This window comes from Collimonas humicola (assembly GCF_018304945.1).
Lineage (GTDB): Bacteria > Pseudomonadota > Gammaproteobacteria > Burkholderiales > Burkholderiaceae_D > Collimonas > Collimonas humicola.
The window spans coordinates 1402731-1428196 of the sequence record NZ_JAGQEE010000001.1; the positions used below are offsets into that span (position 1 = coordinate 1402731).

A 25466-nucleotide genomic window follows, 5' to 3' on the forward strand; every position below is an offset into this window, starting at 1 on the left:
ATCTCCTGTTTCAAGAATGCCAAATCGTCTTGACCGACGCGTTGAGCATCCTGCACATCAGTTCGTCGATACCTTGAACTTCTACGTGCTGCGCCATTTCGGCGTGCGGAATCCCGCGCAAATCCAGCGACAAATCGTCGCAGCTCAAACGCAGCCGCTCCCCGAATTCCTGCTTGCGCCGGCTCAGGGCAGCGGCATCGCGCTGCAGCCATAGCACGCCGTTCTGGATCAAGTGCAAATGCACCTCGGCGCCGCTGCGCAAAAGGCTGTCGACCAGGCCCAGGAAGTCGGCAACATCGCCGGACTCCCAGGGCGAACGGGTTTCCACCATGAGCAGGCGCGCCACGCCGGTCGGGGCGCCCTCTTCAGCCATCACAGTCATTGATCTCTCCTTTTCAGCCACAACCGCCGGCGTGGTCAAACAAAGCTTGCACCGGACGTCCCAGCGGCGTTTCGTCCGGCGCCGCCGACACTGCCGCGCCGGCCACCGCCGCGATGAAATCCGGCAATCTGTCAATGCCCCAAAATTTGTCGCGGCCGACATTGAACATGGGGACCCCGAATACGCCATCGGCAATGCAGGCCCGCAGCGGCAAGAGACCTTGCTCGCGCAAGCCCGGATCGCGATGGGCATTGCTCAGCAATCCAGGATCGAGAGCCAGCTCCACAGCCGCCGCAGCGACAGTTTCGGGGTCGCAGATATCGGCCCCTTCCTGCCACCGCAAGCGGGTGATGACATCAATGAAGTCCCTGCCCTTTCCCGCTCTGTCCGCTGCCAGGTAGGCCAGATGAGGCACCTCCCACTGCGGATCGCGGTCGACCGGCCAACGCACCGGCAAACCACGTCGTTGGCTCAGGCGCCTGACATCGGACAAGATGTACAGATGCTTTTCACGGGACATCGCGCTGTACAGAAAGACTTCGCCTTTTTCTCCCAGCGCGTCCCGGTAAGCCGAGTCCGGCTCCCAGAACGGCACCAGGCGTAGCCGTTGCAGCAACTTCGGGTACAAAGTCTTCAAGTCGTGCCAGGCCAGCCATGAATAAGGACTCCGCAACGAGAAGTAGAACGTCGGCACGGGGGTTTTCATGCGTTGCCGGCTTTCGTCTTTCCACTCAACGCCGCCACGACTTCCGCGTCAAACTGCACCAGCGACCAGTCGCGCCTGCTGTCGACCACTGCATAGCCGTGAGTGATGTGGCCGGTGGCGGTATGCACCAGTCCGCCATGCCGTTCCACATAACAATCCATGCGCGACTTGTAGGTAGTGTCCTTGAAGATATCTTCGACGGTAAACACTGTGTAGATGGTGTCCTCCATCATCGCCTCATCGAGGATCTGCAGATTGGCTGCGGGAACCACAGGTATCCAGCGCTTGTTCTCAAGCAAGGTGCGGATCGAAATGCCACGATCGGCGACAAACAGATCAAGCACCTCTTCCATCAGGCGCAGATAGCCGGAATGCTGCATGCGATCGTTGAAATGGCAGTAAAAGTACGGCACATGCCACTTCCACACGAAGGAATTGGTCTTGTCGGCGCCCAGCGCGGCAAGCACATCGGGGGCGACCACGCCTGGGGATCGCGCCAGGTTCAGGCCGCTGATCGACTTGCGGTCTCCGCGCAGGATCCGCGTGTGCGTGTAGCGGTCGATGCGCGGATCGCGTTCAGCAGAGCCGGCGTGCGCCGTCACCACGCTGTCATCGAGGCGGAACAAAACATTCACCGTACCCGTCACAGCCTTCAGTTCCTTGTCGTCGCGGCGCACCATGACCTCGATGTGCATGACCATCTCGGTATCGGTAGATTTGGTAACCGGTATGACATTGACGTGCACGCTGTCATCCATGTGCAGCGCATGCAGGACGCGGACGTTGGAATTAACGATCTCAAGGCACAGTCCCGCTTCTTCATATAACTGCCGCGGCGCCAGGTCCTGCGTCCGGAAGTGTTCCAGCACAGCTTCCTCGACGACATACATCACATGCTTGAAGCCGATCCAGGTACAGATATTCGATCCCTCGAAACGAGGCTTCAGCACGGCGGTAGTGCGATTCATCAGAATCGGTTCCAGGGATTGCGGTTTATTCATTGCGTTACCTTTCAGAATGATTGCTTTAAAGTTGATGGATCACGAAAGCAGGAGGTTGGCGCGCGCCTTCCCTTCATTTCTCGCTTAAGCATGAGCGCCGAGGGAGCCGCTCATGGAAGTGCATGAAAATGGGCGCCAAGGAAACGGCCGATATAGCTGGCAAGCGTTGCATGGCGGCTGTCGAGCAGAAAATGGCCGGTCTGCGGCAATATTTCGGTACTGCACTGCGGCAACGCCGCAGCCAGGGCACGCAGGTCCGCCGGCGGCGCCGAGAAATCGTCGGCCCCGCTAATCAGCAATACGGGCTGCGTCAGCCGCTGCAAGTCCAGCGACGGCATGCGAGAAAACAACTGCCAGAATTCCATCCAGTTGTAGACTCCGAAGGTTTCGCAGCCGGTCTCAACCATGCGCGACATCAAATCACGATCGATGGTCCGGCCGCCAGAGCGTTGGCTGACGCTTTCCTCCACGAATAGAGGAAAATGGGCGACGTAACGCCGGAACAGATCCCAGTCGAATTCGGCGTGACGCCTCTTGTAAAACGGCGAAACAAGTATCGTCGCGCCGTGGCGCAAGCCGGCCGCGGCATCGCTCGCCAGATAACTCAACAGCGTGCTCGCGCCAAATGAATGCGCGACGAAGGCATCGGGTTGCAATTCGAACGCCTTCATTGCGGCGTCCATCCATGACTCCGGCCGGCGCCGCATGCCCCAGTGACCGCCTTGCTGGCCATTCCACGGCATGTCCAGCACCACGTAACGGCAGTAAGACGGCAATTTGGCGATGACCGGAGCCCACACCATTGCGGGCTCCAGCAATCCGTGCAGCAGGACAACAAGCGGCGCATCATCGTCGGCGGCGCCGCTCCAGTGGGCCGACAGCGTATAACCGTCCAGGCGTACGGATTGGCTCGTCACAGCGCAGCTCCCTCGCCAGCCGCCGGCGGCGCCAGGACCACGACGGCGCCGGCGCGGCGGTCCGCCCAGACGCCGCCGGCCATGATGACAGCGCCATGCCCGCCGGTTTCCTTCGCTGTAGCCGTGACGCCGCCCTGTTGCTCGCAATAGTGCAGCAGCTGCAGCAACGCGGCCGATCCGTAACTGCGCAGCACGTGATCTCCCAGGTCGATCACGGTGTCGTCCGCAGCACCGAACCCTCGTTCGTACAGTGCCTTGGCGAAAGACGCGCCGGACAGGTATTTGATCTTGCGTTGATGTCGATCCAGCAAGTTGTAGATCGGATGCGCATCGGGCGCGTCAGCGTGCACATAGGCGTAGTCGGTCAGCAAGCCGTAGACGTTGGCGTGGCTGGCAAGTGTCTCCTCGGCGGCTTCCAGCACGACTGCGCAAGCACCTTCCAGTATCGGCGCTTCCTCCTCCAAGGCGGTGAGGCGCTGCTGCGCAAGCAGGCTGCGCAAGGCGACGCCATCGCTCTCCACCGCAACCACCAGCATGCGCTTTGCGCGTCCGTTGCGGATCGTATTGGCCGCCAGGACCAATGCATCGAGCGCAGCTGACGAGCCCGAGCACACCATCAGGTTAATGGCCTGGAGACCGAAGCGAATGGCAATCGTCGACGCTATGACGTTGCTCGAGGCATTGGGCAGGTCCATCGAGCTGGTAGCGTCAACATGTTCGCGCCTGATGGTGTCAGCCGCTCCGCACACCGTATCGAAGTTGCCGGTGTTGGAGGCGACGACGACGCCGAAGTCCGGGGCTTCCAGTTTTTCCGTTGTGTCATCGAGCCAGCCCGCGTGCTGCAACGCACTCTTGGCAGCACACAACGCCAGCAGCGTTGCGCGCTCCTTGTAGCGCAGGCCCTTCTTGCCCAGCTTGTCCTCAGGCGCGAAAGGAATTGCACTTGCGACAGGCTGACACAACACATCCGCCAGGTTGCGGGGATTGCCCAGCGACGGCAATTCCCAACCATAGCCCGTAATTGCCACAGGGGTACGAGTTGCATTACTCAATTCAGTTTCTCCACGATTGCTACGGCATTGACGCCGCCGAATCCAAAGGCATTGATCTGGGCCAAACGTGCGGACGGAAGATCAAGCGCCCGGACGTTGACGATATTCATGTGAGCTGCTTCCTCCATGGGATGGAAAAAACCTGCGGTGGGCGGCAAGCGTCCTTGGCGCAAAGTTTCAATCGCCGCAACGACGCCGATCAGGCCCGACGCCCCCGATGTGTGGCCGGTCATGGACTTGATCGCCGACACGGGAATCGTGCATGCCGCGGCGCCCATGGCCTGGTGCAGGGCGATGGCCTCGGTCTTGTCATTCAATGCCGTGCCCGTGCCATGCACCATAAGCAGGTCGAGATCCGACGCTTGAACAGCCGCGCGCCGGTAGGCGTCCTCGATCGCACGCACGATGCCGTCGGCGTTGGGCGCGGTCTCATGGTTAGCGTCGCAGCTGGTGCCGACGCCCGCCAGCAGGGCCAGCGGCTCGGCCTTCCGGTCGCGTACCCGATCTGGCGCTTCAAGCACCACGGCAGCAGCGCCGTCCCCCATCAGGACCCCTTTGCGGTCACGTTCAAACGGTTGCACCATGTCCGGGTGCAAGGGGTTGACCCGGTCCAGGAGGCCGAACATGCTCTCGGTGATGGTGTCGCAACCGGCGACTATCACACGGTCGTAGCTGCCCTCCTGGATGAAGTCCTCCGCCAGGGCCAGCGCAAAATTCGATGCCGAGCAGGCATTGCAGATTGTGATGACCGGCAGCGCATAACCGAGGATTTCATTCAAAGTGCGCTCAAAGTGCATCTGGTCCAGCGATACCTGCTGTCCCTCGGTCCAGAACAGCTCGAGCGAACGCAGCTCGCGCAGTCCCGTGCCGACGACGACCACGCAGCGCGTATCGGCGGACGTCAGTTTTGCCTCCGCTGCAGCGGCAGCCACAGCTTTGGCCAGCAACTCGCTGGTGCGCAGCGTGCGGTCGCGGCCAGCCGGCCGGTCGGCGATTTCGTAAGCATGCTTTACGTTGAACTTGTCGGCCGGGAAGGATTGCAACGCCTTGCGCCCCGACTCGCCGCGGCAAAGCGCGGCGAAGCTTGCCGCCTTGTCGTTGCCGACGCAGGTGATCATTGCGGAACCAGTGATGGCAAGTTTCATGATGCCTCCCCGGAAACGCGCACGACGAGGCAGCCTACGTGACCATCTTTGCTGGTCGTCAGCAAGAGGCCGTAGCGCGGACCTTGCTCCTTCGACTGGCCAAGGCGGGCAAGCAGCCAGCCGAGATTGAGGGCGAAAGTGGCGCTGTAGGTATCGCCGAACTGCTCGAGCAGCTCGCTTCCATGGACCGGCATATCGCTGCCGAACATGCGCGCCACCGCCTGACGCTCCAGCTCGTCATTGCCGATGTCCGCCGCGCCGCACAGGATGCAGCGTTCGATTTGCTCCGGCCCGATGCCGGCCTGGTCGAGCGCTTCGGCCAGGCATTGCCGCACACCGTCCGGCGCAGCAGCAGGATCCGTCCGTAAATCCTGGAAATAACGTCCGTATTGCAGAGCCAGAATCTCCGCAACCGCCGGTCCGGCTCCGACCACTACATCGGCGGAGCGCGAAAGCGCGAACATGCCGCACCCTTCTCCCAGCGGCGCCGGGCGCCTGCGCTCATGGTGTATCAGTTGACGATATGCCCACGCGGTTTGCGGACACAGTTCCTCCACGCTGCCGGTGAACAACAGATCGGCATAGCGGCGGCGCAGCATCTGCAATGCATATTTGAAAGCCAGCAATCCTGACAGACGTCCGCCGGAAATGGTGGCATTGACCGAGCGAGCCTTGAACCAGATGCCGCATTGCCCAGCCGCACAGTTCATCACGGTATTGGGGAACAGCGCAGGATTGACCAGGAAAGGCCTTTCCTGCACCAGCGAATCGCGCGTGAAGTCGCTAGTGCTGCGGATACTGCCGGTGCTGGTGCCGACGACGAAGCCGACACGCTCCGACGGAATGAATTGCTGATAGGCGATTTTGTCATGCAACAGCTTGGATGTGGACACGGCCAGGGCGGTGGTCCGATCCATCGTGCGGATGCCTTTGGCGCCCAATATGCCAGCCACATCAAAATCCGCGGTGCGATAGTGGATATCTCCCGGAAAATGTTCTCGGTCCACATGCATGGGTGGCGCAGCAACGGCGGCGGATAGCTGCGGCGCGGACAAAGCCCCCGCGCCGATGCCCAACGGCGATATTGCCTCCCAACCGGTTACGGCGATTCCTAACGATGCCATGATGTCCTCCTCTTAACGGTCGTAGTGTGCATAGATAGTGATGGCGTTGTTGCCGCCGAACGCGAAACCGTTGTTCTGCACAACACGCAAGCTGGCCTTGCGCGAGTGGTTGGGAACGCAATCCAGATTGCAGTTCGGGTCGGTTTCGCGATGATTGATGGTTGGAGGAATGAAGCCGTCCTTGATTGCCACCGCGCAGGCGATGCTGGCCAGCGCGCTGGCGGCGCCCATGGTATGGCCGATCATCGACTTGATCGACGAGACCGGCGGCTTGCCGTCGCCAAATACTTCATGGATGGCGCCGGCTTCGGTAATGTCGTTAGCCACCGTACCGGTTCCATGAGCGCAAATATAGTCGATGTCCTGTGCCTGAACGCCGGCGTTCTGGTGAGCCAGGCGGATGCATCGAGCGATGCTGGCGCGGTTCGGTGCGACCATATGGTCCGCATCGCAGGTCAGGCCGTAGCCAAGAACTTCAGCGTAGATCTTGGCGCCGCGCGCCAATGCGCTGTCCAGGGACTCCAGCAGCAGGACGCCTGCTCCTTCGCCGGTCAGTATGCCTTTGCGGTGGGCATCGAAGGGCTGGCAAACTTCAGGCGCGATCGTACCCAGCCGATAGAAGCCGGCGAAAGTCTTCCGGCAAATCGAGTCGGCGCCGCCGCACAACATGAAATTGGTATCGCCGAGAACAATGCTGTCATAGGCATATCCGATCGCATAATTGCCGGCCGAGCATGCGGTAGGAATCGTCACCGCACCGCCGCGCAGATCCAGCTCGCGCGCAATGGCGAAGGAAAGACGATGCGACGGCACCTGCCGGGTCAGCTCATAATCAATCGACGCATAACCGGAACGGACAGCCTGTTCGGTCAGTTTGTCTATGACTTGCGACTCGCCGTCGGTGGTGCCGATCGATACGCCGCAGCGGCTGCTTGATAATTCTCGCGGATCGACACCGGCGTCCGCGACCGCCATCTTGGCAGCCGCCACGGCAAACTGCGCACTGCGCCCGAGAGTGCCAGGCTCAACCCGCTGCATCCACTGTTCAGGCTCGAACCCCTGAACTTCACACCCTTTGTTGGAAGCGAAACCCGTTGTATCGAAGGACCTGATTTCGGAAACACCGGAAACGCCATCCTTGAGCGCTTGAGCAAACGCTTTGACACCCATACCCACACTACTGACGGCACCGATGCCGGTCACGACGACTCGTCGCATGCTCTATTCTCCTAAAAAAATAATGGTCGAACTAAGGCCTGCCTACATTCAAGCAATCCCGATGTCAGCGCAGACGGCATTAAGAAACGGCAGGCAGTTGCGCGCCGGCTTTTCATAACGTGTTGCGATTCGTCGGAATTGCTTGATCCAATAAAAAAACGTTCGACCAGATTGCGGTCCTTATACAGACGCCGGTCATCACTAAACTTCGACGACTCGCAGCCATACACCGGTTTTGCCCCAGCGCTTGAACCGGGTGCATGCCGTGCGCCGATTACCCAATTCAGCAGGCAAGTCCCGCCACGGTGAGCCGGTACGCACGATCCACGGCACAGCCTCCAAAAACAGGCTGTTATCCAGTGCGGCCGCCCCAAGGTCGCTCGGCTTGCCCGGTAAAAGCGGAGATAATTTCTCCCATTGGTCATCGCGCAGTGGTTTCCGGGTCTTAGTCCTGCCAGTGGGCCGCTTCCCGTACCACGTCGTAGACGCCGGCCAGATTCACCATGCGTGCCAGGGCTTCCTGAGAGATTTCGACGCCGAACGCCTTTTCGAGGGTGGCGAGGATTTCGATCGCCCGCAACGAATCGGCGTCGTGCTCTTCCTTGAACAGACTTGTTTCAGTCATTTCACTTGGTTCGATCTCCAGGATTTCGGAGACGATATTCTTGATGATAGTGAGACGCTCTTGTTTGGTAACCATAGTATTCATGTGCATATTCCTTCTTTGATGGTGGTTAATTAGGCTATGAAAAGTACGACATAACGGCTCTGGTAAATCACTGACAAAACTACTTGCTTGCCGTCGGTGATCATGCTGATCGCCGCGAGCAACGGTCCAACGGTTCCTGCTTCTTCAATCAGCAGCTCGCGCGGCGTGACGGCTACTCCGGCGCGTCGCGCATGCTGCAGCCAGGTGCGAGCAGTGTTCGCAGCTGGTGTTGATCTGTCTCGTATCACAATCCAATCCGGCACCTGCGTCCCGTCAGCCGCGATCGCAGCGAGGAAGCGCTCCGCATCCTTCGCCAGGCGCGCCGAGGATGGCTGATGACGCCCCCAGCAGACATCGACAAGACGGCGGCCAGCCGTCGACGGTTGGCGCTGCAAGCCGCAGGCGATCGCGCCCGGGGTAATCCGCTGGTCATCGGCAGCAGGCAGGGCTTCCTCCGCCGCGATGGCCAGCACGGCGTCGGCGCGGCCGGAGCGCACTGCCATAAAGCCGACCGCCAAGCTTTCAAAGCCCGCCAGGAAGGGCGAAGTAAGCGTAGTGGCGAACGCCCGCGCATGGCATGCAATCGAAACGTGGGCGGACGCAATATTGGCGGAGACGTTGGGCGACGATATCGCGTTGAGCCCATCGGTCTCCCCGCTCAGCACACTGCTGTCATAGTGCTCGCGCACCGCGTAATCAGCCACGGCGGTTCCAACGATCACGCCACGGCGCTCTTCCGCGGCCCCATGCCACTCGAGTGACGGACTGGACCGCAGACAAGACAGGGAGGCAGCGAGGCTATAGCGCGAGGCGTCATTCAAATAGCGATGCTTGACACCGGGCAGCTGCTGCTTGGCATCGAACCAAGCCGCGCTCCACGGCGCGGCCGGCCGGTCGAAGCTGAGCATGGCCTGCCCTGCACTCCAGTTATGCGAGACGCCGGGAGCCAGCACCGCCATGGATCCGAAATAAACATCAGCCATGGCCAGGCGCCTCCAGCAATATTGAAATATTGCTTCCGCCAAAGGCATAGGCGTTGACCAGGACCCGCACCGCCGGCGCTTGCGCCAGGCTGATTGCGGTCTTTGGAAACGGCAGCGGCAAATCCGGATCAGGCACGCGTATGTGCAGGGTCGGCGGAGCCGTACGCAATGAGATTGCCTTGGCCGCGACGAGCGCCGCAAAATTGCCCGACGCGCCAGCGCAGTGTCCGATGTGCGCCTTGATCGGCAGCACGTGAAAATCGTCGGCAGAACAATCAAACAGCTGCTCGATCATGTCGCTTTCTATGCGGTCGTTCATGGGAGTTCCCGTCCCGTGCGGGAACATCAACTGAATCTGTTCGCTGCTGACGCGGCCGTTCTCGAGCGCACGCTTGATCGCCAAGCCGATGTCGCGCCCCTGGGGCTGCGGCGAGGTCGGATGAAACGCATCGCAACTGGCGCCGTATGCGCGTACCTGGCAATATGCACGGCGCTCCAGGCGCTTGGCCACGGCAGGCGACACCAACAGCATTGCCGCCGCACCTTCGCCGAACACCGTGCCCTGCCGGTCCGCATCAAACGGCCGGCAGCGCTCAGGGTCCAATGCCGTCATGCGATGGAAGCTGGCCTGGGTCACGCGGGAAAGCACGTCGGCGCTGACCACGCACATGGCGTCGACAGATCCGCTAGCGATCAGTTCGGCTGCCTGCGTCAAGGCATACAAGCCGGCGGAACAAGCGTTGCTCATCGCAAACATCGGTCCCGAAAAATCACGGCCGGTCAATTCGCCCACGCGATCCAGCAAGCGATAGCTGTTGTGCTCTGCGAAGCGTGGCACGCCGCCCCCGCAGCGCAGGCTCTCCGCAATTTCGGTATCGCCGGCAGCGGTGCCAAGGACAAAACCAAGCACCAAGTCCTCATCTGCCACATCGTCCCATCCGGCATCGGCCAAGGCCTCTTCGATCGCACCCGCCACAATGCTCTCGAAGCGGCTGGCTTGGCAGCCGCGTACTTCGCATCCGACGTGATGGGCCGGCATGGCGTAGGCATGGCGCGGCGTCTGGTCTTGTTCGGGAAAGCCGGCAATGGCCTCGACAGTGGGATCTGCAGGCTGCTGGAACAGCGCATCCCAGAATTCGGCAACGCAGTCTCCAATGGGCGACACAGCGCCCAGCCCGACCACCATCGCCAGCGGTTCCGTCGAAACAAGATCATGCAACTGGGAGGCCTCACGCATCGCTGAGCTCCCTGACCAGCGTCGCATGGGGTACGCGAAACACCTTGACGCTGCGATAGGAAACGATACTGCGCTCGCCAACCCTGGTCTCGCCGCTGGCCACGGCCATTGTCGCGCTGACCAGGTCCAGCTTGATTTCGTGGCGCAGGCGATCGCCAGGGTAAGCCTCGCCCTTGACCTCAACACCGATGAATTCACCGAATACCACCGCCCACTGTTCTTGCGTCTGCGCCAGGAACCCTTGTTGCGACAGCAGCAAACCCACTCCCTGGCCGAACGACTCGAGCAGCAATGCCAAGGGATAGGCCAGCATCTCGTCGGCGACAGGCGTGCCCTGGACGTGCTGATAGCAGGGTTCGTTCAACGTAATATTCTTGAACGCCAGTCCGCGCTCGGGATCCGGCAGCGCCTCGAAGCGATCTATCAGCAGCATCGGATAACGCTGTGGCATGACATGCAGGATATGCGCCGCATCAAAGTTCATCGACTGCTCCTCCGCACACCATGGTGACTCGGCCCTGCGCCACGCGCTCTCCAAGTTTTTCGAAGAGCAATCCAACCTGGATGGAGTGATTTAGCAAAGACGATTCCCAATCTAGTTTCAGCACACAGACGTCGCCCGGCATGATCGGCTGAAAAAAACGAAAGCGTTCAACGCGCAGCAGCCTGGGGCGTACGAAACCATTCCGAAGCAGCGCAAATTCGGCGGCGCGTTGCGACATCTCCAGCAGGAATACGCCTGGGAGCAGTGACTGCTGCGGGAAATGACCTTGAAAGGCCACGTCATCCGGCTTGAATTTCCATTCAAACTCCCAATCGCCGTCGGCATGGCAATGCCATTGCTCGAATGTGCGAATCGCGCGGGCTTGATGGAATGATTTTGTCGTCGTCATGCGTCAGTTCCGATCAGATGGTGATCCCGCCATCCACCTGGAATACCTGGCCCGTGACATAGGCAGCGTGCTCTGACGCCAGGAACCGGACCATGGATGCAACTTCCTCGGATCGACCGAATCGTTTCAATGGAATACGGAGCAGCATGGCGGCAGCGGCTTTTTCGGACAACGCCGCGGTCATATCGGTTTCGATGAAACCGGGAGCAACCACATTGACCCGGATGCCGTAACCGGCAACTTCCTTCGCCAGTGCTTTTGAAAAACCGATGATTCCAGCTTTGGCCGCGGAGTAATTGGTCTGCGTGGCATTGCCGTATACACCCGATACCGATGAAATATTGACGATCGTACCGGCGCGGTTCTTGATGAAATGGAATATCGCCGCCCTGCTCAAATTGAACACGCCGTTCAAATTGATATTGATGACCTCTGACCAGTCGTTCGGAGACATGCTCACCAAGCCGACATCTCGATTGATGCCCGCGCTGTTGACCAGCACGTCGATCTTGCCGAAACGAGCGGTCGTCAACTTGAGCCAATCGTTGCAAGCACTTCCATCGGAAACGTCACATTGCGTGGCCGATACCTGCACGCCGAATTGCTCGCATTGACGTTGCGTCTCCAGCGCCGCGTCTCCGGCAGTGCGGTAGCAATATGCGATGTTGTAGCCGGCTTGCGCCAGCGCGATGCAAATTGCCTTTCCTATTCCACGCGATCCGCCGCTCACCAGAGCAACAGGATTAGATTTGATATCACCGTCTGTCATTAACATTCTCCATATGTCACAGCATCCCAAATAGATGCCTTGCCCAGCGACCTTGTCACTGAAGGGGACAACTCAATTCTTATCTGGCCGAAAGGGCACAGTCGCAACCTCTTTCGATGCTGTTGCGAGCATCAATTTGTGGCGTCGTCAATGGAAGGCGGCTGCGCTGAACAATTCAACAGGCATTGAGAAAGAAATCCATCCATCGCGACGCAAGCAGGATTCAATTGGACTCAACTCACCCAGGTTCAGCGAGCTGTACCTGGGCGTATTTCTGCATATGCCCGTCCAATGAAACTCCCTAACAGCGACTTCCTTAAATCGGGAACAGGGCGATCTTCAACGATTAGCGTCGGCAGCGATAGCTACCAAATTTTGGAGGGCGCACAATGCGTCTCAAGATGTCAGGCGTGAAGCGATTGCAATCGATGGGAAAGAAAATGAATGCACGGGAAGGAGGCGCTAACGAATCAGTTTTTTTGCTATCCACGGAGCGGAGATCTGACGCTAACAAAGGCATGGCAAGGCAGTGCCAGAAGCAAATCCGGGATCACGCCAGCACATAAGCGCCAAGGAGAAATCCCATGCACAGGCGTCCTCAGAATGTCATCATGCACGTGGTCGGCCTGCGCAATCTTGCAGCCTGACTTGGGAGCATGTCTCGTGCCTGCAACGCGATGGAATTTTTTTGCGACACATGTTAGCGCTATCAAGCGCTAATAGAGGCAGACGGTATTGAAATGTGAATTGAAAAGAGAAGAATCCAGGCCTCAACGACTCCACTTATTAATCCGGATTGGTACACTTTTAACGCGCAGTTTGGTAATTTTCGGTTCGGTATTGACATTGAAGACGCTCTGCGCGAGCATGGCAAGCCCGAGGTATTCAACAGCGACAGAGTTCGCAGTTCACGAGCACCGCCTTTAAGGACGTGCTCAAGCGCGAAGGCGTGATCATTGGCATGGACAGGCGCGGGCGCGTCTTGGACAACATCTTCGTCGAGCGCTTGTGGCGCAACGTGAAGCACGAGGATGTGCACTTGAAAGACTACGCCAGCATGGATGAGCCGATGGCGGGATTGACGCAATACTTCGGGTTCTAAACGCAAAGCGACCGCACCCATCCCTTGTTTACCGGACGCCGGCCAACGGCTATCTCAGCGGGATTGGTGGTGGGCGGTGGGCGCTGATCGTCGAAAGATATAGCAGCGCGAAAAAATAGCATCACGGGGCAGCGCCGACCAGCTGCAGCATTGGAAACGGACACAACTCAAACTCGCCGAAAAATTGTCTTGATAGATGGGTCCCCTTTAGTTATGAGCACAGGCTGGTTCAATCAATGAAAAATTGGCAAGAAGATATTCTAAACTTAATCAATGGCGGCCATGACGCGAACGAGTGCTTCGCTGAATTGGCGGAAAGCGCACGTGCACTTGGTTTCGAATACTGCGCATATGGTTTGAGGGTGAGCTATCCACTGTTTAATCGACAGGCCACCTTGCTCAACAATTACCCAGAGACTTGGCAGAACATGTATAGGGAACGGGATTACGTTCTGCAAGACCCTACGGTCAGGCATGGACAGAGTTCGACCCAAGCCATGGTCTGGTCGGATGAGATGTTCGCAAATTCACCAGAGTTGTGGAGTGAAGCGCAATCATTCGGCCTTCGCTTCGGTTGGGCGAAATCCTGCATCGAAAGGAACGGGATCTTTGGAATACTGACTTTAGCTCGCTCTGCAGAATTGCTCACCGAGGCCGAATTGCAGCACAAGAGTTCGCAAATGAATTGGCTGGCGCAAGCGGCCCACTTGAACATGTCGCGGCATATCATGCCGACATTGACCAACGGCCCAAACAGCCCGATCACTCCGCGTGAAGCGGAGGCCCTGAAATGGATCGGGGACGGCAAGACTTCGGCAGAAATCGGCTTGATCTTGTCCATATCGGAACACACCGTCAATTTCCATATCAAAAATGCAATTACGAAACTCAATGTGACCAACAGGACCGCGGCGGTAGTGATGGCTGTGGTAATGGGACTCTTATAGAGTGGCGCGATAGGAACTAATGCGGCGGCAAGCAGATGCACGATCCGCAGGCATCATTTCAATTGAAGTTGAAGCGCCGCCGCAATGAAGCATGTTCACGTGTCTGCCGCAGGGCTGCACGAATTGGCAGGAGTGCTTGAAGCCGTCAGTCAGGGCACATAATGAATCCGGCTTGGGTGATTATTCGGCACACACCAGGCACCTACCGCGCAAAGCAAAAAGGGCTTCCTTTCGGAAGCCCTTTTTATCTACTGGCACTTGCTAATGTTCTGTTGGTGGGGCGTGAGTGATTCGAACACTCGACCTACGGATTAAGAGTCCGCTGCTCTACCAGCTGAGCTAACGCCCCAACAGGGGACGAATTATAGCTGCTGTTTATTATTTTTACTAGCTCTTCGCATAAATTTCTATCGAGGCCGAAAAATGATGTTGTTTCCGGCCTTGCGGGAGCCCGTTTTCGGCCGCCAAATTCAAGGCCCATCACCCCGAAAACCAGCATCCGCGCCGATCTTGAGCGATTTCTACGGCGTCACCAGCCCGACCCAATGCAAGGTGGACTCCTCCGATGCAAGCTGCGTGCGCTGGCTCGGCTTGATCGACTTGGCTGCATTGATGGCGGATTTATAGATGGTCTTCTTGGCTTTTCTTGCCAAACGCTGTTCGATGCGCTGCGTATACATATCGCCGTACTCGGCAATCTGCTCCAGCATCTGCAGCAGCTCCTCGTCTTCCAGCCTGCTGCGCGTCAGCTGGCGCCAGAAATCGCATTCGGTCCAGCGCCGGAAGCGCATGTACGCCGTACTGGAATTGCCGAACCGCTGCGGCAGATTGCGCCACAGGCTTTTGTTCAGCACGATCCAGAGCACAGCTTCGATGAACAGCCGGTTGTTTTTTGCGCGGGCTCCGGGGTCGGTCGACTTGCCGGTAAGCAGCGGCTCCAGCTTTTGCCATTGACCATCCCGAAGTTTGATTTCATGTCTTTGCACCTGATTCATCATGACAGCCTCTAGAAAAATTCTTGCTTGCGCAAAACGCCTCTTTTCGTGATCGCTTCAATCTGCCATCGATAGCGACTAGTTCTGCCGCCAGGGAGACAAACTGCATAGCGATACGACTGAGACCCAGGCTTATCATTCTAGCCACCCGTCATATCAATTAATGTAGGACCGGTCTGAAAATGCAAGCGTCACGTCAGCACGTGCCGCCGCCGGCATCAGCCGCGAGACTGGGGGATTCAACGATCAGCGAGGTGCGGGGAAAAGCCGCCGGCAGGAGCCGCCAGGAGGGCTGAAAACGCCACGCGCAGCGCAGCGAGTCACGGCCAGGCGCAAGCCATGACCGGATGGAAGGGAAAGTACCGGGCCTGCTGTCAGGATCTGATGCAAACCGCGCTCAAGCCGGATCCGGCCAGGCGCGCATCGCCTGCGCGCCGATTGCCAGCAGCTTCTCGCGGCTGGCGTTGTCGCGCGCCTGGGTCGACATGCCGTGGATGACGGTCACGAAAAAGCTGGCCAGCGCGGCGGTATCGGTATCGGCCGCCAGGTCGCCTTCGCTGATGCCGCGATCCAGGCGTACCTTGATGCCGCTCTCCATCTGCATGCGGTATTCCGCCAGCACTTCCTGCACATGGGACGAGGCCGCAGTGCAATTGGTGGCCGAGGTGACCACCATGCAGCCGGGCGGCTGATTGGGGTCGCTTTGCGAGACGGCGATCACTTCCAGGTAACTGCGAATGCTTTCCTTGGCGGTCAGGGCTTCGGCCGCGATCGAGGCGAAAAAGCAGGGTTTCTTCTGCAGATAATATTCCACCGCTTCCAGGAACAAGCGTTCCTTGTCGCCGAAAGCCGTGTACAGGCTGGGCGGGGTGATTCCCATGGCGCTAGTGAGATCGTTGAGCGAGGTCGCCTCGTAGCCGTAGCGCCAGAAAACCAGCATCGCGCTTTCCAGCGCCTGCTCCCTATCGAAGGATAAAGGGCGGCCGGGCTTCTTGCGCGGCTTGTCTTGTGTCATTTCCATAGTGATCGATATTAAACCACTTGACAGCGGAAAACAAGCCCGCTAGAGTCACACTCTAATTCGTAGTGATCGCTATTTAATTATGAGTATCCGGCCTTAAATGTGGCTACATGGAAATTTTAGTGTCTCACAGAATCAAGTTTGGCGTATTGCCCGGCCGCTTTTTGCCTTTGGACAGAGATTGCAGGATGGATTTGGAGGATCAGACAAGAAGTGTGCAGTAAGCGGCTATCGGCCGACGGCTCGCCACCTCTATATTGCTAATCGTGATTTACAGCAATTGCTCTGATCTTCCCAACCACCTCTTCCCGAATCCGGCCGGAATGCAGTAGCAGCCAAGCAGGCTATCGATTCCAGATCGCGGCTCACCCTGCTTTCTTTACCAGCTTTCTTTTTTGCAGTTTATTTTTTCGTCTCGTTTATCGTTACCAGGGGCCCCAAATGCACACTTCGACACCTTTACTCTCTCGCAAAGCCATTGCCATCGCCGTCGGCATTGTCATCCTCGCCGCTGCGGGCACTGTCACCCTCACCAGCCGCGCCGCCAAGCCGGCCAGCCCGCCGCAGGCAGCGGCATCGGTTTCGGTAGCCTCGGTGCTGGAAAAATCAGTCACCGAATGGGATGATTTTTCCGGACGGGTGGAAGCCATCGAGCGCGTGGAAATACGTCCGCGCATCTCCGGCACCATCGACGCCGTGCATTTCCAGGAAGGCCAGCTGGTCAAGAAAGGCGACCTGCTGTTCACCATCGACCCGCGCCCTTATCAAGCCGAACTGGCGCGTGCGGTGGCGACCCAGGCCGGCGCCCAGGCCGGCTTGTCCTTGGCCAAGACCGAACTGGCGCGCACCAGCCGCCTGATCGAAGAACACGCGGTAGCGCAGCGTGAACTGGACCAGCGCAACAACGCCCTGCTGGAAGCCGACGCCAGCCTGAAAGCGGCGGAAGCGGCGGTGCTGAGCGCGCGCCTGAACCTGCAGTACACGGCGATCACGGCGCCGGTCAGCGGCCGCGTCTCGCGCGCCGAGATCACGGTCGGCAACCTGGTCGGGGCCGGCGTCAGCTCCCCTGCCCTGACCACCGTGGTGTCGGTATCGCCGGTATACGTCAACTTTGAGGTCGATGAGCAGACCTATATCCGCTACGCCGCCAACGGCGCGGTCGGCAATTCCGGCGTCAAGAACCTGCCGGTGTCCATCGGCCTGGCGAGCGAAGACGGCTATCCGCACCAGGGCCAGATCAAGGCTTTCGATAACCGCCTCGATACCGCCTCCGGCACGATGCGGGTGCGCGCAGTGTTCGATAACCCGAACGGCACCCTGACGCCCGGCATGTACGCCCGCGTGCGCACCGGCGGCGCGGCGGCAGAGACCGCCGTGCTGATCGACGACAAGGCGGTCGGCACCGACCAGGACAAGAAGTACGTCATGGTGCTGGGCGCCGACAACAAGGTCTCTTATCGCACGATCAAGCTGGGCCCGATCGTCGACGGCCTGCGGATCGTGCGCTCCGGCCTCAAGAAGGATGAACGGATCGTCGTCAACGGCCTGCAGCGGATCCGGCCGAACGACACAGTCACACCGGTGACGGTGGCCATGGACGGTGAGTTACTCGCGCCAGCGAAGAATGCACTGGCCGTGGCCGCAGCTAAATAACAAGGGCGCCGACGATTTCCAGAGCGATATCAGAACGATCGCACATCGCAGCGACGCCAAAACACAGCAGAGCCCAACACCATGAATATTTCTAAATTCTTTATCGACCGCCCGATCTTTGCGGGCGTGCTATCTGCGATCATCCTGATCGGCGGCCTCATTTCCATGCTCAGCCTGCCGATTTCCGAGTACCCGGAAGTGATTCCGCCATCCGTCATCGTCAAGGCGCAGTATCCGGGCGCCAATCCGCAAACCATCGCGGAAACCGTCGCCACGCCGATCGAAGAGCAGATCAACGGCGTCGAAGGCATGCTCTACATGTCTTCGCAGGCCACATCCGACGGCCTGATGACGCTGACCATTACCTTCAAGCTCGGCACCTCGCCCGACCTGGCGCAACAGCTGGTGCAGAACCGCGTCAACCAGGCGCTGCCGCGCTTGCCGGATGTGGTGCAGCGGCTGGGCGTGACCACCGTCAAGAGCTCGCCCAACCTGACCATGGTGGTGCACTTGCTGTCGCCCAACGACCGCTACGACATGGCCTACCTGCGCAACTACGCGGTGCTGAACGTCAAGGACCGGCTGGCGCGCCTGCCCGGGATCGGCTCGGTGCAACTGTTCGGCTCCGGCGACTATTCGATGCGGGTCTGGCTCGATCCGCGCAAGGTGGCTGAGCGCGGCCTGGCCGCCACCGATGTGGTGAACGCCATCCGCGAGCAGAACGTCAATGTCGCCGCCGGCGTGATCGGCGCCTCGCCTGCCGTCCCTGGCGTCAATTACCAGATCTCGGTGAACGCCCGCGGCCGCCTGGCCAATGAAGAAGAGTTCGGCAACATCGTCATCCGCACCTCGCCCGACGGCGTGGTGACCTATCTGAAAGACGTGGCGCGCATCGAGCTCGGCGCCAGCGAATACGCCTTGCGCTCGCTGCTCGACAACAAGCAGGCGGTCGCAATTCCGATTTTCCAGGCGCCCGGCTCCAACGCCCTGGAAATTTCCGACAACGTCCGCGCCACCATGGCCGAGCTGAAGAAAGACATGCCGGAAGGCGTCGACTACAAGATCGTCTACGATCCGACCCAGTTCGTCCGTTCTTCTATCGAAGCCGTGGTGCATACCCTGCTGGAAGCGATCCTGCTGGTGGTGATCGTGGTCATCATCTTCCTGCAGACCTGGCGCGCCTCGATCATCCCGCTGCTGGCGGTGCCGGTCTCGGTCATCGGCACGTTTGCGGTGATGATGGGCCTGGGCTTTTCGATCAACGCGCTGAGCCTGTTCGGGCTGGTGCTGGCGATCGGGATCGTGGTCGATGACGCCATCGTGGTGGTGGAAAACGTCGAGCGCAATATCGAAAACGGCTTGTCCGCCAAGGAAGCCACCTACAAGGCGATGCGCGAAGTATCGGGACCGATCGTGGCGATTGCCCTGACCCTGTGCGCGGTGTTTGTGCCTTTGGCTTTCGTCAGCGGCCTCACCGGCGAATTCTTCAAGCAGTTCGCCCTGACCATCGCCATCTCGACCGTGATCTCGGCCTTCAACTCGCTGACCCTGTCGCCTGCCCTGGCCGCGCTGCTGCTGAAAGGCCACGGCGCCAAGAAGGACGGCTTCCAGCGCGCTATCGACCGTGTCTTCGGCGGCTTCTTTTCGGTGTTCAACAAGGTCTTCCACCGCGGCTCGACCTCGTACGGCGAAGGCGTCACCGGCATCCTGAAACGCAAGACCGCGGCACTCGGCGTGTATGCCGTGCTGATCGGCCTGACCATGCTGCTGTTCCACACCGTGCCGAACGGCTTCATCCCGGCGCAGGACAAGCAGTACCTGGTCGGCTTCGCCCAGCTGCCGGACGCTGCCTCGCTCGACCGCACCGAGGACGTGATGCGCAAGATGTCCGAGATCGCGCTGAAACAGCCTGGCGTGGAATCGGCCGTGGCCTTCCCCGGCCTGTCGATCAACGGTTTCGTCAACAGCCCGAACTCCGGCATCGTGTTCACCACGCTGAAGCCGTTCGACGAACGCCGCAGCGCCGACCAAAGCGGCGAAGCGATTGCGCAGCAGCTGAACCAGAAATTCTCGGCCATCCAGGGCGCCTTCATCGCCGTGTTCCCACCGCCGCCGGTACAGGGGCTGGGCACCATCGGCGGCTTCAAGCTGCAGATCGAAGACCGTGGCGCGCTGGGCAACCAGGCCTTGAACGATGCCCTGCAAGCCTTCATGGCGAAAGCGCACCAGGCGCCGGAACTGGCTGGCATGTTCTCCAGTTTCCAGATCAACGTGCCGCAGCTGTACGCCGACGTCGACCGTGTCCGCGCCCAGCAGCTGGGGGTGTCCATCCCTTCGGTGTTCGATACCTTGCAGATCTACCTGGGCTCCTTGTACGTGAACGATTTCAACAAGTTCGGCCGCACCTTCCAGGTACGGGTCCAGGCTGATGCGCCGTTCCGCGCCCATGCCGAAGATATCGGCTTGCTGAAAGCGCGCAACGACAAGGGCGAAATGGTGCCGCTGTCCTCGTTGCTGAAAATGACGCAAAGCTACGGCCCCGACCAGGCAGTGCGCTACAACGCCTTCCCCTCGGCCGACGTCAACGGCGGCCCGGCGCCAGGCTACAGCACCGGCCAGGCGCAGGCGGTGGTGGAACGCATCGCGGCCGAGACCCTGCCGCGCGGCATCAGCTACGAATGGACCGAAATCACTTACCAGGACAAGATCGCCGGCAATACCCTGTTCATCATCTTGCCGCTGTCGATCCTGCTGGTGTTCTTCGTGCTCGCAGCGCAGTATGAAAGCCTGACCTTGCCGCTGGCGGTGCTGCTGATCGTGCCGATGGGGATCCTGTCGGCGATTGCCGGCGTCTGGCTGACACGGGGCGACAACAACATCTTCACCCAGATCAGCTTGATCGTGCTGGTCGGGCTGGCGTGCAAGAACGCCATCCTGATTGTCGAGTTCGCCCATGAGCTGGAGCTGCAGGGCCGTTCCATCTACGCAGCGGCGATCGAAGCTGCCCGCCTGCGCCTGCGGCCTATCCTGATGACCTCGATCGCCTTTATCGCCGGTGTCGTGCCGCTGATCCTGTCTTCCGGTGCGGGCGCCGAAATGCGCCATGCGATGGGCGTGGCGGTGTTCTCGGGAATGATCGGGGTGACGGCTTTCGGCCTGTTCCTGACGCCGATCTTTTACGTACTGTTGCGCACCCTGGCATCGCGCTGGACAACCGGCAAGCATGAATCCGAAGCCTACACCGGCCCGGCCCCTGCTCCGCACGGCAGCGTCACGCCTGCGATTGCCAGCACCGCGCAAATTGAAGGAATCTGAACATGAAAAGCTTTAACTTGAAACTGACTGCAATGATGGCGGCGCTGGTGCTGGCCGGCTGCTCCACCACCAAACCGCCGGAACAGGTCGCGGTCGACATGCCGGCCCAGTATCGCGAAGCGGCAGCGCTGGACGGCAGCTGGAAAGTGGCGCAACCCGCCGACGCCGCCGACCGCGGCGCCTGGTGGTCGGTGTTCGGCGATGCCGAACTCAGCAAGCTGATCACCGACGCTACCCAGTCCAGCCCGACCCTGGTCATGGCCCTGGCGCGCGTCAAGGAAGCGCGCGCCACCGCCGGCCTGGCCGATGCCGATCGCGCCTTCCATCTGGGCGCCGCCTTCGGCCCGACCCGCCAGGGCACCGCCAGCGCCACCTCCACCCAATGGCAGGCGCAGCTGGGCGCCTCCTATGAGGTCGACCTGTTCGGCCGCCTGTCGGACAGCAGCCGCGCCGCCCGCCTCGATGCCGAAGGGCAGGAAGCAGCGTATCGCTCGGTGCTGCTGGCGCTGCAGGCCGACGTCGCCCAGCAGTATTTCGCGATCCGCTCGCTCGATTCGGAACTCGACGTGCTGCAGCAAACCATCAAGCTGCGCCAGGAAAACCTGCGACTGGTGCAGCATCGCTACGATGCCGGCGACACCAGCGAACTGGATGTGGCGCAAGCCCAGACCGAGCTGTCGGTGACCCAGGCTGAACAGGAAGGCGTCAGCCGCAGCCGCGCCCAGCGCGACCATGCGTTGGCGATCCTGCTCGGCAAGGCGCCGGCCCAGTTCACCCTGGCCACTGCGCCGTTGCAGCCGGTAACGGTCAGCGTGCCGCCCGGCCTGCCATCCGACCTGCTGGAACGGCGCCCGGATATCGCCCAGGCGCAGCGCCAGCTGGCGGCCGCCAGCGCCCGCATCGGCGTCGCCAAGGCCGGCTTTTTCCCGAGCCTGGTGCTGACCGCTTCCGGCGGCTTCGCCTCGGATGCGCTGCACAACCTGTTCCAGTGGTCCAGCCGCAGCTGGATGCTGGGCCCGCTGGTGGGCAGCGTGCTGAACCTGCCCCTGCTCGATGGCGGCCGCAACAAGGCTAACCTGGCCAAGGCCGATGCTAACTATGAATCGGTAGTGGCCAATTACAGGCAGCAGGTACTGGTCGGCTTCCAGGATGTGGAGGACAACCTGAGCGCGATGCGTACGCTGGATAACCAGATCCGCTTCCAGGAAGACGCCGTGAAATCGGCGCAGCTGGCCGCACGCCTGGCCGATTCGCGCTACCGCAACGGCTCGACCAGCTATTTTGAAGTGATCGACGCCCAGCGCTCCAGCCTCTCCGCACAACGCGCCAAGAGCCAGAGCGTCGGCCAGCGGGCGGTGGCGTCGGTGGGCCTGATACGGGCGCTCGGCGGCGGCTGGGGCACTTCTGCCGCTGCCGCAACGCCTGCCGCGCTGGCGGCCCGGTAAGCGAATCTGTCCGCATGAAAATGGCGATGCCTGGCAGTGCTGCCGGCATCGCCATTTTTTTCGTCAAGATAGAGCTTGCGCAACGATTGCGGGCAGCTTAATCTTTTCACTTCGCCCACCCGCCTCTCTGACCATGCCGACTCTTGCGCCTTCCGCCGACCAATCCGAAATCGACGCGCTGGTGCGCGCCTTCTTTTCCGTGTTCACCAACAAGAACGGCGCCCGGCCGGATGTCGACGCCATCCATCGCATGTTCATTCCCCAGGGACTGATCATCAAATGCAACGGCGCCGAGCGCGAGATCTATACGCTCCAGCAATTCATCGCGCCGCGCCTGAAGCTGCTGACCGGCGGCCAGCTGGTGGACTTCCAGGAACAGGAAGTGTCGGCGCGCACGGATATCTTCGGCGGCATTGCGCAACGTTACAGCGTCTATGAAAAGAGCGGCATACTGGACGGCAAGGCGTTTCACGCCTACGGCGTCAAGACCCTGCAGCTGATACGCATGGCAGACGGCTGGAAGATGGTGTCGCTGGCCTGGGAAGATGAGCGGGACGGTCTCGGCATTCCCGCCCAGCTCAAGCGCAGCTAGTCACCGAACGCTGCAACGGCAGCAAATCAGTCACGGATATCGCGCAAAGGGGAGGCCTTGATCAGCCCGAAAGTCAGCAGGCTGCCGCCCGCCGCGATGGCGATCAGGCCGCTGCGCACGCCCAGGTGTTCTGCAATCCAGCCGGCCGACAAGGCCCCCAGCGGCGCTGCCGCCACCGTCATGAAGCGCATGGTCGACACCATACGGCCGTGGAAGGCATCCGGCGTCAGCTTCAGGCGCAAGGCCAGGTAAGGCATGAAGTACAGCATGGCGCTGCAATCGAACACAAACACCACTACGCCATAAGCCAGTGCGCTCAGCAGGGACGAGCCGAAGATGGCGGGCGGAATCGCCGCCAGCAGCAGCCAGGCGGCCGCGGTGCCGCCGAGGCCGATCAGGATCGTGCGGCCGCTGCCGAAGCGCCGCGACAATGGCTTGAGCAGCATCGAGCTGACCAGCACGCCGAAGCCGCCCAGCGTTTGCGCGGCGCCCAGCACACCAGGCGACATGCCCAGCTGCCGCGTGGCGAACAGGATCTGCAACGCCAGATAACCGTTGAACAGTATCTGCCACAGCGCGGTGCCCCAGGCCAGGGCCCACAGCACTTCGTGATTCCTGACCATCTTGATGCCGTCCACCATTTCGCGGAACGGATGGCGGTTGGACGGCGCCGGATAAGGATCGCGCTTGCGCAGGTAACGCAGGTTCCACCATGACGACAGAAAGCTGAGGGCATTGACCAGCACCGCCACCGGCGCCGTCAGCAGCTGCACCAGCATGCCGGCGATGCCCGGACCGATCAGGCGCGCCATGGAATCGGTAGCGGCGAACTTGCTTTGCGCATCGAGCAGATGCTCGCGGCCGACCAGCTGCGCGAGGAATACCTGGGCCGCGCTGCCGCCGACCACGAAGCCGACGCCCATCAGGAAACCCACCGTATAGAGCACATGCATGGACAGCAGGCCCAGCCAGTAACTGATAGGAATCATCACCAGCACGCAGCCGAACAGGAATTCCGACCACAGCAGCACCGGATACTTGCTGCGGCGGTCCAGCCAGACCCCGGCCGGCAGTGAAAACAAGGCGAACGGCAAGGTTTGCAGGGCAATCAGCGTCCCCATCTGGGCCGGAGTGGCGTGCAGCAGCAGCACCGCCGTCAGCGGGATGGCCAGGCTGCTGATCTGTTCGCCGAAGCTGGCGATGGTGGTGGTCAGCCAGAAACGGCGGAAATCGTGGTGGCGCAGCATCGGATCGGCCGACAGCTTGCGCATGAAAAATAGACGGAAGGCATTAAAAATGATGGCAACTCTTTGAAGGCGGCAAACTGGGTAAGTGAGCGAAATATGCGAGTGCGGCGCGCAAAGCTTTGGATAAAAAGCTTATGCAAATGATACCCGTTTGCCTGCCGCTTTTACGTATTTCCATCAATAAATAAGCGGTTTTTGTCTTGAATGAGACACCTGGGAGACGCCTGCCCGGCTCCTGTCCAAAGCGCGATTTATCAACATGGGGGAACAACGCTATTGTTGCCATTGATTTAATCAATCAAAGTCGTCAAACATTTTGAGACGACTGGTCATATAATGGCGGCATGGATAAAGCTCACACTCCCAACGACACCCGCGCGACGCTGCTGGAAACCGGGCTCAAGCTGTTTGTCGAGCAAGGCTACAACGGCACCGGCATCAAGGAAATCGTCGATGCCGCCGGCGTGCCCAAGGGTTCGTTCTACAACTACTTCAAGAGCAAGGAAGATTTCGGCGGCGAAGTCATCTCGCATTACGCCGACGGTTTCGCCGCGACCTGGTCGAAGTATTTTGCTGAAGGCCCGGAGCAGCCGCTGGCCGCCTTGCGCTATACCTACGAACGCATCATCGGCTACCACGAGCAGTGCGAAGTGAAAGCCGGCTGCCTGCTGGGCAATTTTGCCGCGGAAATGTCGGAATCCAGCGAAGTGTGTCGGGTCACCCTGCAAGAAGTCGTCAGCGGCTGGCGCAAACGCTTCGTCAGCTATCTGCGCAAAGCCCAGGCCGATGGCACTGTGCGCACCGACCTCAGCGCCGAACAGCTTGCCGATTTTTTCTGGAATGCCTGGGAAGGCGCATTGCTGCGCATGAAGATCGAGCGCTCGACAGCACCGGTGCGGGCATGCGTCAACCTGATGTTTGATCATTTTTTCTTGCCGCAGTAAACAGTTGTCCCCTGCAGCCGGCGCCATGAAGACTGCAGGGAATTTGAACGGGATTTTTTAAAACAAATT

At 60.1% G+C, this 25466-nt stretch carries 23 protein-coding genes, 1 tRNA gene and 2 pseudogenes; 7 read left to right on the forward strand and 19 right to left on the reverse strand.

Annotated elements, in window-relative coordinates:
- Positions 1–10: 10 nt before the first annotated feature.
- The 15 genes and pseudogenes from KHU30_RS06325 to fabG all read right to left on the reverse strand — a co-directional run bounded on the left by KHU30_RS06325 (position 11) and on the right by fabG (position 12136).
- Positions 11–382, reverse strand: a complete 372-nt coding sequence (locus tag KHU30_RS06325) for a hypothetical protein (RefSeq protein WP_211441722.1) — start codon at positions 380–382, stop codon at positions 11–13.
- A gap of 13 nt (positions 383–395) precedes the next feature.
- Complete coding sequence (locus KHU30_RS06330) at positions 396–1088, reverse strand: 2-hydroxychromene-2-carboxylate isomerase (RefSeq protein ID WP_211441723.1); 693 nt, start codon at positions 1086–1088, stop codon at positions 396–398.
- Positions 1085–2089 carry a hotdog family protein gene (locus tag KHU30_RS06335; RefSeq protein ID WP_211441724.1) on the reverse strand — a complete coding sequence of 335 codons (1005 nt, stop codon included), beginning with the start codon at positions 2087–2089 and terminating at the stop codon, positions 1085–1087. The genes KHU30_RS06330 and KHU30_RS06335 overlap by 4 nt, the downstream gene beginning before the upstream one ends.
- Positions 2090–2199: 110 nt before the next feature.
- Entirely contained in the window at positions 2200–3006 is an 807-nt protein-coding gene (locus KHU30_RS25495; RefSeq protein ID WP_211441725.1) for an alpha/beta fold hydrolase, read from the reverse strand.
- Positions 3003–4058 (reverse strand): beta-ketoacyl synthase N-terminal-like domain-containing protein, encoded by a 1056-nt coding sequence (locus tag KHU30_RS06345; RefSeq protein ID WP_211441726.1) that lies wholly within the window; start codon positions 4056–4058, stop codon positions 3003–3005. Before KHU30_RS06345 ends, KHU30_RS25495 begins: the two co-directional genes overlap by 4 nt.
- Positions 4055–5203 (reverse strand): beta-ketoacyl synthase N-terminal-like domain-containing protein, encoded by a 1149-nt coding sequence (locus tag KHU30_RS06350; RefSeq protein WP_211441727.1) that lies wholly within the window; start codon positions 5201–5203, stop codon positions 4055–4057. Before KHU30_RS06350 ends, KHU30_RS06345 begins: the two co-directional genes overlap by 4 nt.
- A complete protein-coding gene (locus KHU30_RS06355) occupies positions 5200–6279 on the reverse strand; it encodes a beta-ketoacyl synthase N-terminal-like domain-containing protein (RefSeq protein ID WP_211441728.1) in 1080 nt (359 codons plus the stop codon). Before KHU30_RS06355 ends, KHU30_RS06350 begins: the two co-directional genes overlap by 4 nt.
- Before the next feature lie 60 nt (positions 6280–6339).
- Complete coding sequence (locus KHU30_RS06360; protein ID WP_211441729.1) at positions 6340–7545, reverse strand: beta-ketoacyl-[acyl-carrier-protein] synthase family protein; 1206 nt, start codon at positions 7543–7545, stop codon at positions 6340–6342.
- 222 nt (positions 7546–7767) lie between these two features.
- Positions 7768–7977: pseudogene (locus KHU30_RS06365) on the reverse strand (transposase); the annotation flags it as partial.
- A gap of 13 nt (positions 7978–7990) precedes the next feature.
- Positions 7991–8254 (reverse strand): acyl carrier protein, encoded by a 264-nt coding sequence (locus KHU30_RS06370; RefSeq protein WP_230411379.1) that lies wholly within the window; start codon positions 8252–8254, stop codon positions 7991–7993.
- A gap of 29 nt (positions 8255–8283) precedes the next feature.
- The gene (locus tag KHU30_RS06375; protein WP_211441730.1) at positions 8284–9237 is read right to left on the reverse strand and encodes a beta-ketoacyl synthase N-terminal-like domain-containing protein; all 954 of its coding nucleotides are present in this window, start codon (positions 9235–9237) and stop codon (positions 8284–8286) included.
- The gene (locus tag KHU30_RS06380) at positions 9230–10474 is read right to left on the reverse strand and encodes a beta-ketoacyl synthase N-terminal-like domain-containing protein (protein ID WP_211441731.1); all 1245 of its coding nucleotides are present in this window, start codon (positions 10472–10474) and stop codon (positions 9230–9232) included. Before KHU30_RS06380 ends, KHU30_RS06375 begins: the two co-directional genes overlap by 8 nt.
- Positions 10467–10958, reverse strand: coding sequence for a hotdog family protein (locus KHU30_RS06385; RefSeq protein ID WP_211441732.1), 492 nt, complete (start codon positions 10956–10958; stop codon positions 10467–10469). The genes KHU30_RS06380 and KHU30_RS06385 overlap by 8 nt, the downstream gene beginning before the upstream one ends.
- Complete coding sequence (locus KHU30_RS06390) at positions 10948–11367, reverse strand: ApeI family dehydratase (protein ID WP_211441733.1); 420 nt, start codon at positions 11365–11367, stop codon at positions 10948–10950. The genes KHU30_RS06385 and KHU30_RS06390 overlap by 11 nt, the downstream gene beginning before the upstream one ends.
- Positions 11368–11380: 13 nt before the next feature.
- Positions 11381–12136: a 3-oxoacyl-[acyl-carrier-protein] reductase gene (gene fabG / locus KHU30_RS06395; RefSeq protein ID WP_211441734.1), complete on the reverse strand. Its 756-nt coding sequence runs from the start codon at positions 12134–12136 to the stop codon at positions 11381–11383.
- An 842-nt stretch (positions 12137–12978) separates the two neighbouring features.
- On the opposite strand from fabG, the pseudogene KHU30_RS06400 reads away from it, so the two are divergent.
- Positions 12979–13357, forward strand: a pseudogene (locus KHU30_RS06400) (integrase core domain-containing protein); the annotation flags it as partial.
- A gap of 117 nt (positions 13358–13474) precedes the next feature.
- Positions 13475–14185, forward strand: a complete 711-nt coding sequence (locus KHU30_RS06405) for an autoinducer binding domain-containing protein (RefSeq protein ID WP_211441735.1) — start codon at positions 13475–13477, stop codon at positions 14183–14185.
- A gap of 273 nt (positions 14186–14458) precedes the next feature.
- Here KHU30_RS06405 and KHU30_RS06410 read toward each other — a convergent pair.
- The 3 genes from KHU30_RS06410 to KHU30_RS06420 all read right to left on the reverse strand — a co-directional run bounded on the left by KHU30_RS06410 (position 14459) and on the right by KHU30_RS06420 (position 16201).
- Positions 14459–14534, reverse strand: a tRNA-Lys gene (locus KHU30_RS06410).
- Positions 14535–14706: 172 nt separating this feature from the next.
- Positions 14707–15183: a transposase gene (locus tag KHU30_RS06415; RefSeq protein ID WP_211441736.1), complete on the reverse strand. Its 477-nt coding sequence runs from the start codon at positions 15181–15183 to the stop codon at positions 14707–14709.
- Positions 15184–15577: 394 nt separating this feature from the next.
- Positions 15578–16201, reverse strand: a complete 624-nt coding sequence (locus KHU30_RS06420) for a TetR/AcrR family transcriptional regulator (protein ID WP_211441737.1) — start codon at positions 16199–16201, stop codon at positions 15578–15580.
- A 441-nt stretch (positions 16202–16642) separates the two neighbouring features.
- On the opposite strand from KHU30_RS06420, the gene KHU30_RS06425 reads away from it, so the two are divergent.
- The 4 genes from KHU30_RS06425 (at position 16643) to KHU30_RS06440 (ending at position 23206) form a co-directional block, all read left to right on the forward strand.
- Complete coding sequence (locus tag KHU30_RS06425) at positions 16643–17854, forward strand: efflux RND transporter periplasmic adaptor subunit (RefSeq protein ID WP_211441738.1); 1212 nt, start codon at positions 16643–16645, stop codon at positions 17852–17854.
- Between the two features lie 81 nt (positions 17855–17935).
- Complete coding sequence (locus KHU30_RS06430; protein WP_211441739.1) at positions 17936–21169, forward strand: efflux RND transporter permease subunit; 3234 nt, start codon at positions 17936–17938, stop codon at positions 21167–21169.
- A gap of 2 nt (positions 21170–21171) precedes the next feature.
- Positions 21172–22614, forward strand: coding sequence for an efflux transporter outer membrane subunit (locus KHU30_RS06435; protein WP_211441740.1), 1443 nt, complete (start codon positions 21172–21174; stop codon positions 22612–22614).
- Positions 22615–22747: 133 nt separating this feature from the next.
- Positions 22748–23206 (forward strand): hypothetical protein, encoded by a 459-nt coding sequence (locus KHU30_RS06440; RefSeq protein ID WP_211441741.1) that lies wholly within the window; start codon positions 22748–22750, stop codon positions 23204–23206.
- A gap of 26 nt (positions 23207–23232) precedes the next feature.
- On the opposite strand, the gene KHU30_RS06445 is transcribed toward KHU30_RS06440, so the two are convergent.
- Positions 23233–24477, reverse strand: a complete 1245-nt coding sequence (locus KHU30_RS06445; protein ID WP_230427200.1) for an MFS transporter — start codon at positions 24475–24477, stop codon at positions 23233–23235.
- 320 nt (positions 24478–24797) lie between these two features.
- Here KHU30_RS06445 and KHU30_RS06450 point away from each other — a divergent pair, with 320 nt between their 5' ends.
- Positions 24798–25397 carry a TetR/AcrR family transcriptional regulator gene (locus tag KHU30_RS06450; RefSeq protein WP_211441742.1) on the forward strand — a complete coding sequence of 200 codons (600 nt, stop codon included), beginning with the start codon at positions 24798–24800 and terminating at the stop codon, positions 25395–25397.
- Positions 25398–25466 lie beyond the last annotated feature (69 nt).

Bases quoted from the DNA above. Each gene is read 5' to 3' on its own strand.
- KHU30_RS06325 (WP_211441722.1), bottom strand. From the start codon at position 382: ATGACTGTGATGGCTGAAGAGGGCGCCCCGACCGGCGTGGCGCGCCTG.
- KHU30_RS06330 (WP_211441723.1), bottom strand. From the start codon at position 1,088: ATGAAAACCCCCGTGCCGACGTTCTACTTCTCGTTGCGGAGTCCTTAT.
- KHU30_RS06335 (WP_211441724.1), bottom strand. From the start codon at position 2,089: ATGAATAAACCGCAATCCCTGGAACCGATTCTGATGAATCGCACTACC.
- KHU30_RS06350 (WP_211441727.1), bottom strand. From the start codon at position 5,203: ATGAAACTTGCCATCACTGGTTCCGCAATGATCACCTGCGTCGGCAAC.
- KHU30_RS06360 (WP_211441729.1), bottom strand. From the start codon at position 7,545: ATGCGACGAGTCGTCGTGACCGGCATCGGTGCCGTCAGTAGTGTGGGT.
- KHU30_RS06370 (WP_230411379.1), bottom strand. From the start codon at position 8,254: ATGAATACTATGGTTACCAAACAAGAGCGTCTCACTATCATCAAGAAT.
- KHU30_RS06375 (WP_211441730.1), bottom strand. From the start codon at position 9,237: ATGGCTGATGTTTATTTCGGATCCATGGCGGTGCTGGCTCCCGGCGTC.
- KHU30_RS06380 (WP_211441731.1), bottom strand. From the start codon at position 10,474: ATGCGTGAGGCCTCCCAGTTGCATGATCTTGTTTCGACGGAACCGCTG.
- KHU30_RS06385 (WP_211441732.1), bottom strand. From the start codon at position 10,958: ATGAACTTTGATGCGGCGCATATCCTGCATGTCATGCCACAGCGTTAT.
- KHU30_RS06390 (WP_211441733.1), bottom strand. From the start codon at position 11,367: ATGACGACGACAAAATCATTCCATCAAGCCCGCGCGATTCGCACATTC.
- fabG (WP_211441734.1), bottom strand. From the start codon at position 12,136: ATGACAGACGGTGATATCAAATCTAATCCTGTTGCTCTGGTGAGCGGC.
- KHU30_RS06405 (WP_211441735.1), top strand. From the start codon at position 13,475: ATGAAAAATTGGCAAGAAGATATTCTAAACTTAATCAATGGCGGCCAT.
- KHU30_RS06415 (WP_211441736.1), bottom strand. From the start codon at position 15,183: ATGATGAATCAGGTGCAAAGACATGAAATCAAACTTCGGGATGGTCAA.
- KHU30_RS06420 (WP_211441737.1), bottom strand. From the start codon at position 16,201: ATGGAAATGACACAAGACAAGCCGCGCAAGAAGCCCGGCCGCCCTTTA.
- KHU30_RS06425 (WP_211441738.1), top strand. From the start codon at position 16,643: ATGCACACTTCGACACCTTTACTCTCTCGCAAAGCCATTGCCATCGCC.
- KHU30_RS06430 (WP_211441739.1), top strand. From the start codon at position 17,936: ATGAATATTTCTAAATTCTTTATCGACCGCCCGATCTTTGCGGGCGTG.
- KHU30_RS06435 (WP_211441740.1), top strand. From the start codon at position 21,172: ATGAAAAGCTTTAACTTGAAACTGACTGCAATGATGGCGGCGCTGGTG.
- KHU30_RS06440 (WP_211441741.1), top strand. From the start codon at position 22,748: ATGCCGACTCTTGCGCCTTCCGCCGACCAATCCGAAATCGACGCGCTG.
- KHU30_RS06445 (WP_230427200.1), bottom strand. From the start codon at position 24,477: ATGCGCAAGCTGTCGGCCGATCCGATGCTGCGCCACCACGATTTCCGC.
- KHU30_RS06450 (WP_211441742.1), top strand. From the start codon at position 24,798: ATGGATAAAGCTCACACTCCCAACGACACCCGCGCGACGCTGCTGGAA.